This window comes from Bradyrhizobium sp. SZCCHNS1050 (assembly GCF_032484785.1).
Lineage (GTDB): Bacteria > Pseudomonadota > Alphaproteobacteria > Rhizobiales > Xanthobacteraceae > Bradyrhizobium.
This window is the reverse complement of record NZ_JAUETR010000001.1, coordinates 3704422-3717193: the sequence shown is the minus strand read 5'-3', so window position 1 is coordinate 3717193 and position 12772 is coordinate 3704422. Positions and strand designations below refer to the sequence as shown.

At 66.5% G+C, this 12772-nt stretch carries 12 protein-coding genes; 6 read left to right on the top strand and 6 right to left on the bottom strand.

Features of this window, described 5'->3' with window-relative positions:
* Positions 1-11: 11 nt before the first annotated feature.
* Positions 12-824 carry a DUF1295 domain-containing protein gene (locus QX094_RS16780; protein ID WP_315826019.1) on the bottom strand — a complete coding sequence of 271 codons (813 nt, stop codon included), beginning with the start codon at positions 822-824 and terminating at the stop codon, positions 12-14.
* 180 nt (positions 825-1004) lie between these two features.
* Between QX094_RS16780 and QX094_RS16775 the strand changes: the two genes are divergently transcribed.
* The 3 genes from QX094_RS16775 to QX094_RS16765 are packed head-to-tail and all read left to right on the top strand — an operon-like array spanning position 1005 to position 3544.
* Positions 1005-1994 (top strand): flagellar motor protein MotA, encoded by a 990-nt coding sequence (locus QX094_RS16775; protein ID WP_315713897.1) that lies wholly within the window; start codon positions 1005-1007, stop codon positions 1992-1994.
* Positions 1995-2036: 42 nt separating this feature from the next.
* On the top strand, positions 2037-3065 hold the full coding sequence (locus tag QX094_RS16770) for a peptidoglycan -binding protein (RefSeq protein WP_315734445.1): 1029 nt from the start codon (positions 2037-2039) through the stop codon (positions 3063-3065).
* On the top strand, positions 3062-3544 hold the full coding sequence (locus tag QX094_RS16765; RefSeq protein WP_315713895.1) for a GNAT family N-acetyltransferase: 483 nt from the start codon (positions 3062-3064) through the stop codon (positions 3542-3544). The genes QX094_RS16770 and QX094_RS16765 overlap by 4 nt, the downstream gene beginning before the upstream one ends.
* Positions 3545-3771: 227 nt before the next feature.
* Here the strand turns inward: QX094_RS16765 and QX094_RS16760 are convergent, their stop codons facing one another.
* Both QX094_RS16760 and QX094_RS16755 read right to left on the bottom strand, forming a co-directional pair.
* Positions 3772-3972 carry a hypothetical protein gene (locus QX094_RS16760; RefSeq protein ID WP_006614616.1) on the bottom strand — a complete coding sequence of 67 codons (201 nt, stop codon included), beginning with the start codon at positions 3970-3972 and terminating at the stop codon, positions 3772-3774.
* 147 nt (positions 3973-4119) lie between these two features.
* On the bottom strand, positions 4120-5976 hold the full coding sequence (locus QX094_RS16755; RefSeq protein ID WP_315713894.1) for an ABC transporter ATP-binding protein/permease: 1857 nt from the start codon (positions 5974-5976) through the stop codon (positions 4120-4122).
* 223 nt (positions 5977-6199) lie between these two features.
* Here QX094_RS16755 and rpmE point away from each other — a divergent pair, with 223 nt between their 5' ends.
* Positions 6200-6427, top strand: a complete 228-nt coding sequence (gene rpmE, locus QX094_RS16750) for a 50S ribosomal protein L31 (protein WP_012046762.1) — start codon at positions 6200-6202, stop codon at positions 6425-6427.
* 156 nt (positions 6428-6583) lie between these two features.
* Here rpmE and QX094_RS16745 read toward each other — a convergent pair whose 3' ends face one another.
* Both QX094_RS16745 and QX094_RS16740 read right to left on the bottom strand, forming a co-directional pair.
* The gene (locus QX094_RS16745) at positions 6584-7096 is read right to left on the bottom strand and encodes a DUF1465 family protein (RefSeq protein WP_315713893.1); all 513 of its coding nucleotides are present in this window, start codon (positions 7094-7096) and stop codon (positions 6584-6586) included.
* A 613-nt stretch (positions 7097-7709) separates the two neighbouring features.
* The gene (locus tag QX094_RS16740; RefSeq protein WP_315713892.1) at positions 7710-7901 is read right to left on the bottom strand and encodes a DUF1192 domain-containing protein; all 192 of its coding nucleotides are present in this window, start codon (positions 7899-7901) and stop codon (positions 7710-7712) included.
* An 87-nt stretch (positions 7902-7988) separates the two neighbouring features.
* Here QX094_RS16740 and QX094_RS16735 point away from each other — a divergent pair, with 87 nt between their 5' ends.
* Together QX094_RS16735 and QX094_RS16730 are read left to right on the top strand one after the other, a co-directional pair.
* Entirely contained in the window at positions 7989-8987 is a 999-nt protein-coding gene (locus tag QX094_RS16735) for an NAD(P)H-quinone oxidoreductase (RefSeq protein ID WP_315713891.1), read from the top strand.
* A 169-nt stretch (positions 8988-9156) separates the two neighbouring features.
* Positions 9157-12036 carry an EAL domain-containing protein gene (locus QX094_RS16730; RefSeq protein ID WP_315713890.1) on the top strand — a complete coding sequence of 960 codons (2880 nt, stop codon included), beginning with the start codon at positions 9157-9159 and terminating at the stop codon, positions 12034-12036.
* A gap of 163 nt (positions 12037-12199) precedes the next feature.
* Here QX094_RS16730 and QX094_RS16725 read toward each other — a convergent pair whose 3' ends face one another.
* Positions 12200-12679 (bottom strand): MarR family winged helix-turn-helix transcriptional regulator, encoded by a 480-nt coding sequence (locus QX094_RS16725; protein WP_315713889.1) that lies wholly within the window; start codon positions 12677-12679, stop codon positions 12200-12202.
* Positions 12680-12772: the final 93 nt, after the last annotated feature.

The following is a 12772-nucleotide window of genomic DNA, read 5'->3' as shown; positions in this document are numbered from 1 at the left end:
CGGTGGCTCCGTTACTTCGTAAAAGGATTTGGCGGCAGGGGAAAGAACGCGCTGGTGCGCGCCTGATAGGCCCGGTAGCGATCGCCGCGCGAGCGCAGCATCTGCTGTTCCAGCGGCGGGATGCCGGTGACGTGGACCAGGATCCAGTACATGAACAATGGCGCGAGCAGGCTGGCGAGGCCCCACGGATGGTCGAACGACAGCGCGATGACCGGATAGGACAGCCAGCACACCCACTCGAAGAAATAGTTGGGATGGCGCGACCAGCGCCACAGGCCGACGTCGCACACCTTGCCCTTGTTGGCAGGATCGGCGCGGAACGCCTTGAGCTGAGCGTCGGCGACGCCCTCGCCGGCGATGCCTGCGAACAGCACGAGGATGCCGAGATAGTCCTGCAGCCGAAGCTCGGCGGCCGGCGCATGGGCGGCGACGAACATCGCGAACACCAGCGGGATCGAGCCCCAGGCCTGCTGCTGCAGGAACAGGAACATCTTTCGCGGTGCGGCCGCACCCCATTGCCGGGCAAACTCCGCGTAGCGCGGATCGTCGGAGATGCCGCGGCTGCGCGCTGCGACATGGCCGCCGAGCCGCAGCGACCAGACCGCCACCAGCACCGCGACCAGCCACTGCCGCGCGTTGGGGGCGGCGCCGCCGGCGGGCCAGATCGCGCCGGCGGCGCCGACCAGCCCGACGGAAAATGTCCAGATCGTGTCGACCCAGCCGGAGTTGCCGGTGCGCTGCTGCACGACCCAGGCGAGCCCCATCAGCACCGACATCGCCACGGCCATCGCCAGCAGCGCCTGCAGATATTCAACGACGGTCATGACAAAGCCAGGGCGTTCCCGTTAGATATGAGCCACGGGACTAACTACGCCGCGGATGCCCGCCGGTTTCAGCCATAGTTCCGCGCAGGGACGGGATTGCGCTGATCGCGGCTTTTTTCCCGCTGCTGCTGTGCCATAGTGGATTTCAGGGACCGGTCCCCGCAACGGATGTCATCGACAATGCCTCAAGGCTCCCCTTCCCGCTCCGCGATGGATCTCGAACCGACCAAGCTGTCCACGCCCCGGATCTTCCTGGTGCGGATGCTGGTCTTCCTGGTGCTGTGCGCCCTGGTCGGTGTCGTGCTGTACAAGCAGATCATCCTGGCGTTCTTCGCCAATCCCGGCCTGAACGCGCTGATCGGGGCGGTACTGTTGATCGGCGTCATCCTGGCGTTCCGCCAGGTGGTCCGGCTCTATCCGGAAGTGTCCTGGGTCAACAATTTCCGCATCGCCGATCCCGGCCTGGCGGTGCCTCGCCACCCGGTCCTGCTGGCGCCGATGGCCGCGATCCTCGGCCGCGAGCGCTCGGGGCGAATGTCGATCTCGCAGCAGACCATGCGGCACCTGCTCGACTCGATCGCCACCCGGCTCGACGAGGCCCGCGACATCTCGCGCTACATGACCGGCCTCCTGGTGTTCCTGGGCCTGCTCGGCACGTTCTGGGGCCTGATCGAAACGGTCGGCTCGGTCGGCAAGGTGATCGAGGGGCTCAAGGTCGGTGGCGACGCCGGCGCGCTGTTCGATACGCTGAAGGGCGGCCTTGCCGCGCCGCTGGGCGGCATGGGCATCTCGTTCTCGTCCTCGCTGTTCGGCCTCGCCGGCTCGCTGATCCTCGGTTTCCTCGACCTGCAATCGAGCCAGGCGCAGAACCGCTTCTATACCGATCTGGAGGACTGGCTCGCTGGCACCGTGCGGGAATATGGCGGCAGCGGCGACACCGGTGCCGACCTCTCGGTTGCCATCGAGCGGCTGCGCACCGCCTTGGAGGACGGCTCCAACCGCGGCGCCACCGCGGCGATGGCCAACCTCGCCGAGGCGATCCAGGGCCTGGTCGGGCACATGCGCACCGAGCAGCAGATGATCCGCGAATGGGCCGATGGCCAGGGCGAGCAGAACCGCGAGATCAAGCGGCTGCTGGAGCGGCTGGCGCGGCAGACCGAGAAGAGTTGAGCTGCTCCGCCGGCCGGCCGAAGACGAACTAGGAGACGCTGAATGGCGCTTGCCCGTACCCGCCGTGGAGATTCCGGCCTCAACTACTGGCCGGGCTTCGTCGATGCGCTGTCGACGCTGGTGCTGTCGATCGTGTTCCTGCTGACCGTGTTCCTGGTGGTGCAGTTCTTCCTGTCGCAGGAGGTCACCGGCAAGGACAAGGCGCTGGAGCAACTCAACGCCAAGATCGCGCAGCTCAACGAGATGCTGTCCCTGGAGAAGCTCGGCAAGCTCTCGCTGGACGACCAGGTTGCGCAACTGCGCGCCGGGCTCGCAAGCGCCGAAGCTGAGCGCGACCGCGTCAAGGGCCTCTATGACGGGCTCGCCAATGCCGGCAGCAATGCCGCCGGCCGCGCCAACGAACTCAACCGGGCACTCGACTCCGAGAAGCAGGTCACGGCGCGGGCGCTGGCCCAGATCGAGGTGCTCAACCAGCAGATCAGCGCACTGCGCCGCCAGCTCGCCGCGCTCGAGGATGCGCTCGATGCCTCGGAGAAGCGCGACAAGGAATCGCAGAGCCGCATCGCCGATCTCGGCTCGCGCCTCAACGTCGCGCTGGCGCAGCGGGTCCAGGAGCTGACCCGGTACCGCTCGGAGTTCTTCGGCCGGCTGCGCGCCATCCTCGGCAACCGTCCCGACATTCGCGTCGTCGGCGACCGCTTCGTGTTCCAGTCCGAGGTGTTCTTCGACACGGGGCAAGCCACCCTGCTGCCCGAGGGCCAGCAGGAGCTGAACTCGGTGGCGACGGCGCTGGTCGATCTCGACAAGCAGATCCCCGCTGAGATCTCCTGGGTGCTGCGGGTCGACGGCCACACCGACGTTCGTCCGATCAACAGCCCGGTGTTCAAGTCGAACTGGGAGTTGTCCTCGGCGCGCGCCATCTCGGTGGTGCAGTATCTGATCTCGCTCGGCGTGCCGGCGCAGCGCCTGGTCGCGGCGGGCTTCGCCGAATTCCAGCCGCTCGACCCCGCGAACACAGAGGACGCCTTCCGCCGCAACCGGCGTATCGAGCTGAAGCTGACGGAGCGGTGACGTCGAGCTCCACCCTGCGCCCCTATCGCGCCGACGACGAGGACGCGGCAATCGCGCTGTGGCAGGAGACGTGGCAGCTCGCCTATCCCGCCATCGACTTCGCCGCGCGCGTTCCGTGGTGGCGCGAACGCTGGCGCAGCGAGCTGGTGCCGAAGGCCGATGTGATCGTGGCCGAGGCGGAGGGCGTGCTCGCCGGGTTCGTCACGATCGATGCGACGGGCTATCTCGATCAGCTGGTCGTCTCGCCCGAGCATTGGGGCTCGCCGCTCGCTACTCAGTTGGTCGATGCAGCGAAGGAGCGATCACCTCACGGCATCACGCTGCTTGTGAACAAAGACAACGCGCGCGCGATCCGCTTCTACAAGCGCAACGGCTTCATTGAAGCCGGCGAGGACGTCAACCCGACCTCGGGCCGTCCCGTGCTGCGGATGGTGTGGATGCCAACACAATCTGTTGAATCCGAGATGGTGCCGCAATGACGCTGCGCTCCCTCTCCCCGTTCTTACGGGGAGAGTGTTGGGGTGAGGGGCAGCCACGCGCACCGACCGTGCGGAGAGCCCCCCTCACCCGGATTGCATCTGACGATGCAATCCGACCTCTCCCCGCACGCGGGGCGAGGTGCACCGAGCGCGCCGCGATTTCTATTCACACAATTGCTGGCGCAGGGAGCTAACGACTTCTCTGCTCGACCCGTTTCGTATTGTCCTCAAACGCCGCGAAACAGCACACCGATCGTCAGCACCACGAACGCGATCGCCAGCGCGTCGAAGGCGTGGGCGGCCGACAGCAGCGGCACCGAGGCGTGCATGTAGTGCGCGAGCATCGCGACGAGGGCGAGCACCAGCGCAATTGCGAAGATGACGAACGAGGGCGGCGTGAGGGCAAAACTGCCACGACGATAAGGCATGTCCGTTGCTCCTGTTGGGACCCGGCACGCCTGCTACGAGCGGCGCGCCATCTGTTCCGGCAGGGAACGTACAAGGCGGGAGAAAGGTTGCAGGGTCGGGAACGAGAATTCCGAGGGTGTTGCCGGCCGTCCACGGTGTTGCAGGAACTACACGCCCTCGAACTGCAGCCGGGCCAGCCGCGCATAGAGACCGTTGGCCGCAACCAGCGACGTGTGGGTGCCCTGCTCGACGATGCGGCCGCGATCCATGACCAGGATGCGGTCGCAGGACAGCACCGTCGCGAGGCGATGCGCGATCACCAGGGTGGTACGGTCCTTCATCAGCCCCTCGAGCGCGGTCTGCACCAGCGTCTCGCTCTCGGCGTCGAGCGCCGAGGTCGCCTCGTCGAGCAGCAGCAGCGGCGCATCGCGCAGGATGGCGCGCGCGATGGCGATGCGCTGGCGCTGGCCGCCCGAGAGCGTGACGCCGCGCTCGCCGAGCGAGGTGTCGAAGCCGTCCGGCAAGCGGCGGATGAATTCGCTGGCATGAGCGAGATCGGCGGCGCGCTCGACCTCGGCGTCGGTCGCCTCCGGCCGGCCGAAGCGGATGTTCTCGCGCGCACTGGCGGCGAACACCACGGATTCCTGCGGCACCAGCGCGATGCGCTCGCGCATCCTGCGCGGGTCGGCCGCGCGCACCGGCACACCGTCGAACGAGATCGAGCCGGAGGCGGGATCGTAAAAGCGCAGCAGAAGATGGAACAGCGTGCTCTTGCCGGCGCCGGAGGGGCCGACGATCGCGACCTTCTCACCGGCGCGGATCGCAAACGAGACGTCATCGAGGACGCGGACATCGGGGCGACCCGGATAGGCGAAGCTGACCCGCTCGAAGCCGAGGTCGCCACGCGCCGGCTCCGGCATCGGGCGCGGCTGCGCCGGCGCCGTGATTTCCGGCTGCACGTGCAACAGCTCGAACAGCCGCTCGGCGGCGCCGGACGCCGCCGACACTTCGCCCCAGACCTCCGAGAGCTGGCCGAGCCCGGCGGCCGCGAAGGCCGCGTAGAGCACGAACTGACCGAGCCGTCCGGCGCTGATCGCACCGGTCAGCACGTCGTGGGAGCCGACCCAGAGGATCGCGACGACGCTGGAGAACACGATGAAGATGATGATCGCGGTGAGCACGCCGCGCGCCTGGGTCGAGATCCGCGCCGCCTCGTAGGCCTGCTCGACCTCGCCGCCGAAACGCGCCGCCGCGAGCCTCTCGCTGGTATAGGCCTGCACCGTCCGGATCGAGCCGATCAGCTCGGACGCATAGGCCGAGGCGTCGGCGAGCGTGTCCTGGGCGTTGCGCGACAGCCGCCGGACCCAGCGCCCGAACGCCACCAGCGGCAGCACGATCAGCGGGATCGCCAGCAGCACGAAGCCGGACAGCTTCGGGCTCGTGATCACCATCATCGCGGTGGCGCCGATGAACAGCAGCAGATTGCGCAGCGCGATGGACACGGAGGCGCCCGCCGCCGATTTGATCTGGGTGGTGTCGGCGGTGAGCCGCGACACCAGCTCGCCGGAGCGCGCGGAATCGAAGAAGGACGGCGACAGCGACATCAGATGCGCGAACACGTCGCGCCGGAGATCGGCGACGATGCGCTCGCCGATCGTCATGACGAGGTAGTAGCGGGCCGCGCTTGCCAGCGCGAGCACCGCCACGACGGCGATCATGACGCTGAAATAGCTGTTGATCAGCTCGATGCCTTTCGGCGTGAAGCCGAAATCGATCATGCGGCGGACCGCGATCGGCACCAGAAGCGTGGTCAGGGCCGCGACCGTGAGCGCGATCAGCGCCAGCAGGGCGCGGCCGCGATAGCGCAGGACATAGGGAGACAGCGCCAACAGCGGGCGCAGCTTCGAGCGCCGCACAGGGCTTGCCGGCTCGGCCAATGCCTCGACGGCCGCAACGGCATCTCCAACCGGATCCTGCCCTGGGGCAGCGCCCTGCCGCTCGTCAAGCCGTTCCACTGCGCTCATGGGCCACCTGAGAATTCTTCCAAATACCGATCTGCCGTCCTGATAGGCCCGCCGGGCCGGGCTTGGCAAATCCGGAAACGTACCAAGGTGTTCATCCGCGACCTTGGCTTGTTTTGGGCAGAACCTTGGGCTATAGAGCGCGCCAATTGTCCCCCTTCAGTGACGACAGGATCAGGCGCGGCCGCGTCGCATCATGTCTTCGCATCGTGCCGTAGGATCAGCCATGAAAGCCGACATTCACCCGAATTATCATACGATTACGGTCGTGATGACCGATGGCACCGAGTACCAGACCCGCTCGACCTGGGGCAAAGAGGGCGACAAGCTCAACCTCGACATCGACCCCAAGTCGCACCCGGCCTGGACCGGTGGCACCCAGCAGATCATGGATCGCGGCGGCCGTGTCTCGCGCTTCCAGAAGAAGTTCCAGGGCTTCCTCAAGAAGGATTGATGCCTTCTTGCCCTCGGCACCGGCCTTCCTGGCCTGCGCCTGATCGAGAGCTCACAGCAAAACGCCCCCGGAAACGGGGGCGTTTTTGTTTCTGAGCTGGTCGCAACGAGACCTTCGGCTGGGGAGCGGCCCGGCGGGGCCGCCCGATGCCGGCGCCTACTGCTCGAACGCGGCCTTCAGCCGGTTGAGATGCGGCACCAGCGGATTGCCGATCGCGCTCTGGTCCGGCGGCGGGGAATGAATGGTCGAGTCGAGCCGGCGGACCCGCACCTGCAGGCTCATCGAGCGCGAGATCAGGCTCTGCAGCTGCTGCGGCAGCTTCTCCAGCAGATCATCCGGCCCGGGATCTGCGGCGGTGAGCTTGACCTTGGTCTTCTCGCGGTTGGCCTGGCTCAGGGTCATCTCGCCCTCCTTCACCGCGCGGTGCAGGAGCAGCCAGGACGCCAGTTGCATCAGGCGGGTGGTGAGACGCATGCTCTCGGTCGCGTAGGTCAGGCTGACGGCGCGGTCGAGCGCCTTGGCCTCGTTGCGGCCGTCGCCATCGAGATAGGCGGCGGTCTCCTCGACCAGATCCATGCCTTCCCGGAACAGCGCGCCGAATGCAGCAGAATTGGTGAGCCGCTCGTTGAACTGAACCAGAGCGCCATCGCCCAGCAAACGGTCCGACATGGTTAACGCCTCTTAAACGCGACTGTTTACGCAACCCGGCAACGTCGCCGGTATGATGAACAAATCATTGCGCGGCCGGTTTCGAGAGTCCAGCAGCAACGCCTTTTATGGTTTCCACGGCGTGGGCCATGCCGTGCCCTCGTACCATTTGCGACTGCAACACGGCCGATCGCGGCCGAGTCGCACGATCAGCTCAACTAGCAACCATGATCACGGCAATAGTTTGCAGTCGTCGAACGAGGATCGTCACGCCTGCCGCGGCGCACAGGATTTTCGCGCCTGACCTGCTGGCGACCGAAGACCGGCACGGGCGCAATGAGCCGGCACGACGTTCGTTCCACGATCGCCGCCTGCGCATGGGGGAGCGCGCCACGGGCGACCGCCCGGTTCGCCCGGCTCGGCGCGGGCGCAAAAAAAGAGCCGCCGTTTCCGGCGGCTTTGAAGTTGATAACAGGGAGGCGTCAAACAGAGTGGACAGGAGCCACTCGGTGTCCAAACGAGGACGGTTCCGGTTGTAAACGCGAAAGCTTAATCAACCGTAAATGGCGAAAATTTTTCAATCTTCGTTAGCCATGTCGGCCACTGGCCGACCGCGTTTCTACGGCCGCGAGGTTCACGACTTGAAGATGCTGGCGGCGGCATCACGCGAGGCGCGCTTTTTCGCCACCGCCTGCTCGATGCGCTCGATCTCGGCCCGGAGCAGCGCCACCCGGCTGGTCAGCTCCTCGACCGACAGCATCGACAGATCCTGTCCGATCTCGTGCGAAACGGCCTTGCGCGGCCGATCGTCGTCCTCGTTCGCCATCTCACCCTCCTCCCGGTTGCCAGCCATGCCCCGGCTGGCTTAAGCACGCGGCAGCACCCGCTTTCAGCCCTCGCCGAAGGATTTCTCATGGAACAGCTGCCCGCGCAAATGACCGTGGTCGCCATCAGCCAGCCGGGCGGACCCGAGGTGCTCAAGCCGGAAACCCGGCCCGTGCCCAAGCCCGGCCCCGGCGAGATCCTGATCAAGGTGAAGGCCGCCGGCGTTAACCGTCCCGATGTCGCCCAGCGCTCCGGCAGCTATCCGCCGCCGCCCGGCGCCAGCGACCTGCCGGGGCTGGAAGTGGCCGGGGAGGTCGTGGCGCTCGGCGAGGGCGCCGTCCGGCACAAGCTCGGCGACACCGTGATGTCCCTGGTCGCCGGCGGCGGCTATGCGCAATATTGCATCGCACAAGACGCGCAGGCGATGGCGGTGCCGCCGGCGCTGTCCCTCCTGGAAGCCGGCGCCCTGCCCGAGACCCTGATGACGGTCTGGCACAACGTGTTCGAGCGCGGCGGCCTGAAGGCGGGCGAGACCCTGCTGGTGCATGGCGGCTCCTCCGGCATCGGCACCATGGCGATCCAGCTCGGCAAGGCATTCGGCGCCAAGGTGCTGGTCACCGTCGGCTCGCAGGACAAGGCCGACGCCTGCGTGAAGCTCGGCGCCGACCGCGCCATCAACTACAAGACGGAGGACTTCGTCGCCGTGGTCAAGGAAGCGACCAGCGGCAAGGGCGCCAACGTCATCCTCGACATGGTCGGCGGCGACTACATCGAGCGCAACTACGACGCCGCGGCCACCGATGGCCGCATCGTCCAGATCGCCTTCCTCGCCAGCCCCAAGGCGTCAGTCAATTTCGTCAAGCTGATGGTGAAGCGCCTGACCCATACCGGATCCACGCTGCGCCCGCGCAGCAACGCCGACAAGGCGGCGATGGTGGCGGCGATCGAGGCCAAGGTGATGCCGTTCCTGCGCGAGGGCCGCATCAAGCCATTGATGGACTCGACCTTTCCCCTCGCAGATGCAGCCAAAGCGCATGCACGCATGGAGACGAGCCAACATATTGGCAAAATTGTGTTGGAAATCTAGGCGCAGTCTAAACACAGCGTGTTTGGAAACTCTTTGATTCTCCTCGCTTTCGTGCCAATGATCGCGCACAGCTGAACCGTGCCTGGAACGGCTCCAATTAGCCCGGCGACGACCTCTTTCGATTTGGCTTGTTTCGCTTTGGATTGGTGTCGAACGCGGAGATTTGACATTGCGTCTGATCAGGTGCCTCGCGTCGTTGGCGGCGCTGGGCCTCGTGATGTGTGGTGCCGCTGCCCCCGCTCAGGCCGTTGACGCGGTCAGCGTTCGCAGCGATGCGCCTGCGATCGACCTCACGGGCATCCTCGATCATCAGCGCAGCGAGAACGACCGCATCCAGGTCTCGACCGCGCCCGGCACCGACGGCATCGTCCGCCGCATCGAGGTGCGGGCCCGCGAGGGCGGCCAGAACTGGATCGTGTTCGCACTGGCCAACAACACCGACGACCAGCTCGACCGCCTGATCGTGGCACCGCACTACCGCGTGGTCGGCTCCGGCGTGTTGTGGCCCGATCTCGGCCTGTCGCGCATCGCCACCATCACGCCCTCGGTCGGCGACCTGCCGGAGCGGCAGGAGAGCCCGACCGCCGACGTCTTCCGCGTCACCCTCGATCCGGGCTCGGTCGTTACCTTCGTGGCCGAGCTGCGCACGGACAAGCTGCCGCAGCTCTATCTGTGGGAGCCCGAGGCCTACAAGGACAAGGTCAACTCGTTCACGCTGTACCAGGGCATCGTGATCGGCATCTCCGGTCTTCTCGCCCTCGTTCTCACGATCCTGTTCGTGGTCAAGGGCAGTATCATGTTTCCGGCGGCCGCGGCGCTGGCCTGGGCGGTGCTGGTCTATATCGGCGTCGATTTCGGCTTCTGGGGCAAGGTCCTGGACATGTCGAACAATGCCGAGCGCGTCTGGCGCGCGGCGGGCGAGGCGATCCTCGCCGCGACCCTGCTGGTGTTCCTGTTCGCCTATCTCAATTTGTCGCGCTGGCACGTTCGCTACTCGCACATCACGCTGGGCTGGCTGTTCTTCCTGGGCTCGCTGGTCGCGGTGGCGCTGTTCGACCCGGCGGTGGCCTCGGGCATCGCGCGCATGTCGTTGCTCTTGATCGCCGTGCTGGGCTTTGCGCTGATCGTCTATCTCTCCAGCCACGGCTTCGACCGCGCGGTGCTGCTGATCCCGACCTGGTTCCTGCTCACGGTGTGGGTCGCCGCCGCCGGCATGACGGTTGCGGGCCAGGTCACCAACGACATCGTCGGCCCGGCGCTGCTCGGCGGCCTCGTGCTGATCGTGATGCTGATCGGCTTCACCGTGATGCAGCACGCCTTCGCCGGCGGCGGCGCCACCACCGGCATCGTCTCCGACGTCGAGCGCCGCGCGCTGGCGCTCGCCGGCTCCGGCGACCTGATCTGGGACTGGGACGTCTCCGCCGACAAGGTGTTCACCAGCCCGGAGACCGAGAGCCTGCTCGGCCTCAAGCGCGGCACGCTCGAAGGCCCGGCCGCGAAATGGCTCGAGGTGCTGCATCCGCTCGATCAGGACCGCTTCCGCGCCGCGCTCGACAGTGTCCTCGACCAGCGCCGCGGCCGCCTGGTGCAGGACTTCCGGCTGCGCACGCCCGACGGCCATTTCATGTGGTTCGCGCTGAAGGCGCGCCCCGTGGTCGGCTCCGACGGCGAGGTCTCGCGCGTGGTCGGCACCTTGACGGACGTGACCGAGTTCAAGAATGCCGAGGAGCGCCTGCTCCACGACAGCGTGCACGACAATCTGACCGGCCTGCCCAACCGCAAGCTGTTCATCGACCGTCTTGCCGCCGTCGCCAATTTCGCCAAGTCGATGCCGGCCATGCGGCCGACCCTGATGGTGATCGATCTCGACCGCTTCAAGCAGGTCAACGACTCCGTCGGCATCGCGGTCGGCGATTCCATCCTGCTGACCCTGGCGCGGCGGCTGTCGCGCATCCTCAAACCCCAGGACACGCTGGCGCGGCTGGCCGGCGATCAGTTCGGCCTGATCCTGCTGTCCGAGCAGGACCCCGCCCGCATCACCGCTTTCGCCGAGACCATCCGCAAGACCATCCGCGCGCCGATCGCCTTCAACGAGCGCGAGATCTTCCTGACCGCCTCGATCGGGCTCGCTTTGTCCGATCCGCAGACGCAACTGTCGGAGGACATCATCAAGGATGCCGAGCTTGCGATGTATCATTCCAAGCGCATCGGCGGCGACCGCATCGACGTCTACAAGCCGGCGATGCGCGCGCGCAAGAACGACCGCCTGACCCTGGAGAGCGAGCTGCGCCGCTCGATCGAGCGCCAGGAGATCACCATCCTTTACCAGCCGATCGTGCGGCTGGAGGATCGCTCGATCGCCGGCTTCGAGGCGTTGGCACGCTGGGACCATCCGAAGCTCGGCCGGATGTCGCCGATCGAGTTCATCACCATCGCGGAAGAGATCGGCCTGATCGTCGATCTCGGCACCTTCGTGCTCGACCAGACGGCGCGGCAGCTCTCGGTGTGGCAGCGCGCGACACGGCTGCGCGAGCCGATCTTCGCCAGCGTCAACGTCTCCTCCCGCCAGCTCCTGCGCCACGACCTGATCCACGACATCCGCTCGGTGCTGGCGCGCTCTTCGGTGGCGCGCGGCTCGCTCAAGATCGAGCTGACGGAATCGCTAGTGATGGAAAACCCCGAGCACGCCGCGCAGATGCTGGCGCGCATCCGCGAGCTCGGCGTCGGCCTGTCGATCGACGATTTCGGCACCGGCCATTCCTCGCTGGCCTATCTGCAGCGCTTCCCGTTCGACACCTTGAAGATCGACCAGTCGTTCGTGCGCACCACCGCGCGCGGCACCCGTCCCGTCATCCTCAAATCGATCATCGCGCTGGCGCACGACCTCGGCATGGACGTGGTGGCGGAAGGCGCGGAGACCGACTCCGATGCCGTCGAGCTCTATCAGCTCGGCTGCGAATACGCCCAGGGCTACGCCTTCGGCGAGCCGATGGACGCCGACGCCGCGATGCGGCTTCTCACGGAAGAGCGGCTGGAAGCGGCGAGCTGAGGCTGCAATGCATCCAGGACGGCAACAGCCTCAGGATGCATCTTTCATTTTGCTTCGTTTGAGGTAGATTTACTGCGGTACCGCGTAAAGGGTGCCGTGTGAGTGATGACCGATGCGTGCTTGCGGGGCAGAAGGCTCGCGACATGGCCCGTTCGCGACGAGCCTAGTCCGTCTCGAACTGCGACAGCGCCGTGAGCGCGCGGCGATAATTGTCGCCCCCGAGCCGGCGTGCCACCCGCTTCTCGTGCGCGGCGACCAGTGCATTGGCCTTCTTGAGCATCAGGCGGCCACGCGGCGTCAGGCCGAGCGCATGGGCCCTGCGGTCGTGCTCGGAGCGCTCGCGCACGATCAGGCCGGCCTGCTGCAGGTCGTCGAGCAGCGCGACCATGCGCGCGCGCTCGATGCCCAGCGCGCCGGCGATCGCGATCTGCGCGGCGCCGGGATTGGCCGCGATCGTCTCCAGGATCGAATAGAGGATGACGTCGAGGTCGATCGTCGCGAGCGCGGCGTTGACGTCGCGGAAAATCCAGTGCTGGAGGCGGCGGACGAAATAGCCGAGATGGTTCTCGAGCTCACCGAGACCGATCCCGGAATCCTGGCTGGTTGCGTCTCGCTGCGCTCCGGTGCTCGCGCTCTTCGGCATGCTGGCTCGCTGACATGAGGCATCCCTGCCTAGACCGATGCCGTCGCAGGGGCAAGCCGCTCCAATCGGTCACATCCACAATAATTGCAAAGT

Bases quoted from the DNA above. Each gene is read 5' to 3' on its own strand.
- QX094_RS16780 (WP_315826019.1), bottom strand. From the start codon at position 824: ATGACCGTCGTTGAATATCTGCAGGCGCTGCTGGCGATGGCCGTGGCG.
- QX094_RS16775 (WP_315713897.1), top strand. From the start codon at position 1,005: ATGCCTCAAGGCTCCCCTTCCCGCTCCGCGATGGATCTCGAACCGACC.
- QX094_RS16770 (WP_315734445.1), top strand. From the start codon at position 2,037: ATGGCGCTTGCCCGTACCCGCCGTGGAGATTCCGGCCTCAACTACTGG.
- QX094_RS16760 (WP_006614616.1), bottom strand. From the start codon at position 3,972: ATGCCTTATCGTCGTGGCAGTTTTGCCCTCACGCCGCCCTCGTTCGTC.
- QX094_RS16755 (WP_315713894.1), bottom strand. From the start codon at position 5,976: ATGAGCGCAGTGGAACGGCTTGACGAGCGGCAGGGCGCTGCCCCAGGG.
- rpmE (WP_012046762.1), top strand. From the start codon at position 6,200: ATGAAAGCCGACATTCACCCGAATTATCATACGATTACGGTCGTGATG.
- QX094_RS16745 (WP_315713893.1), bottom strand. From the start codon at position 7,096: ATGTCGGACCGTTTGCTGGGCGATGGCGCTCTGGTTCAGTTCAACGAG.
- QX094_RS16740 (WP_315713892.1), bottom strand. From the start codon at position 7,901: ATGGCGAACGAGGACGACGATCGGCCGCGCAAGGCCGTTTCGCACGAG.
- QX094_RS16735 (WP_315713891.1), top strand. From the start codon at position 7,989: ATGGAACAGCTGCCCGCGCAAATGACCGTGGTCGCCATCAGCCAGCCG.
- QX094_RS16725 (WP_315713889.1), bottom strand. From the start codon at position 12,679: ATGCCGAAGAGCGCGAGCACCGGAGCGCAGCGAGACGCAACCAGCCAG.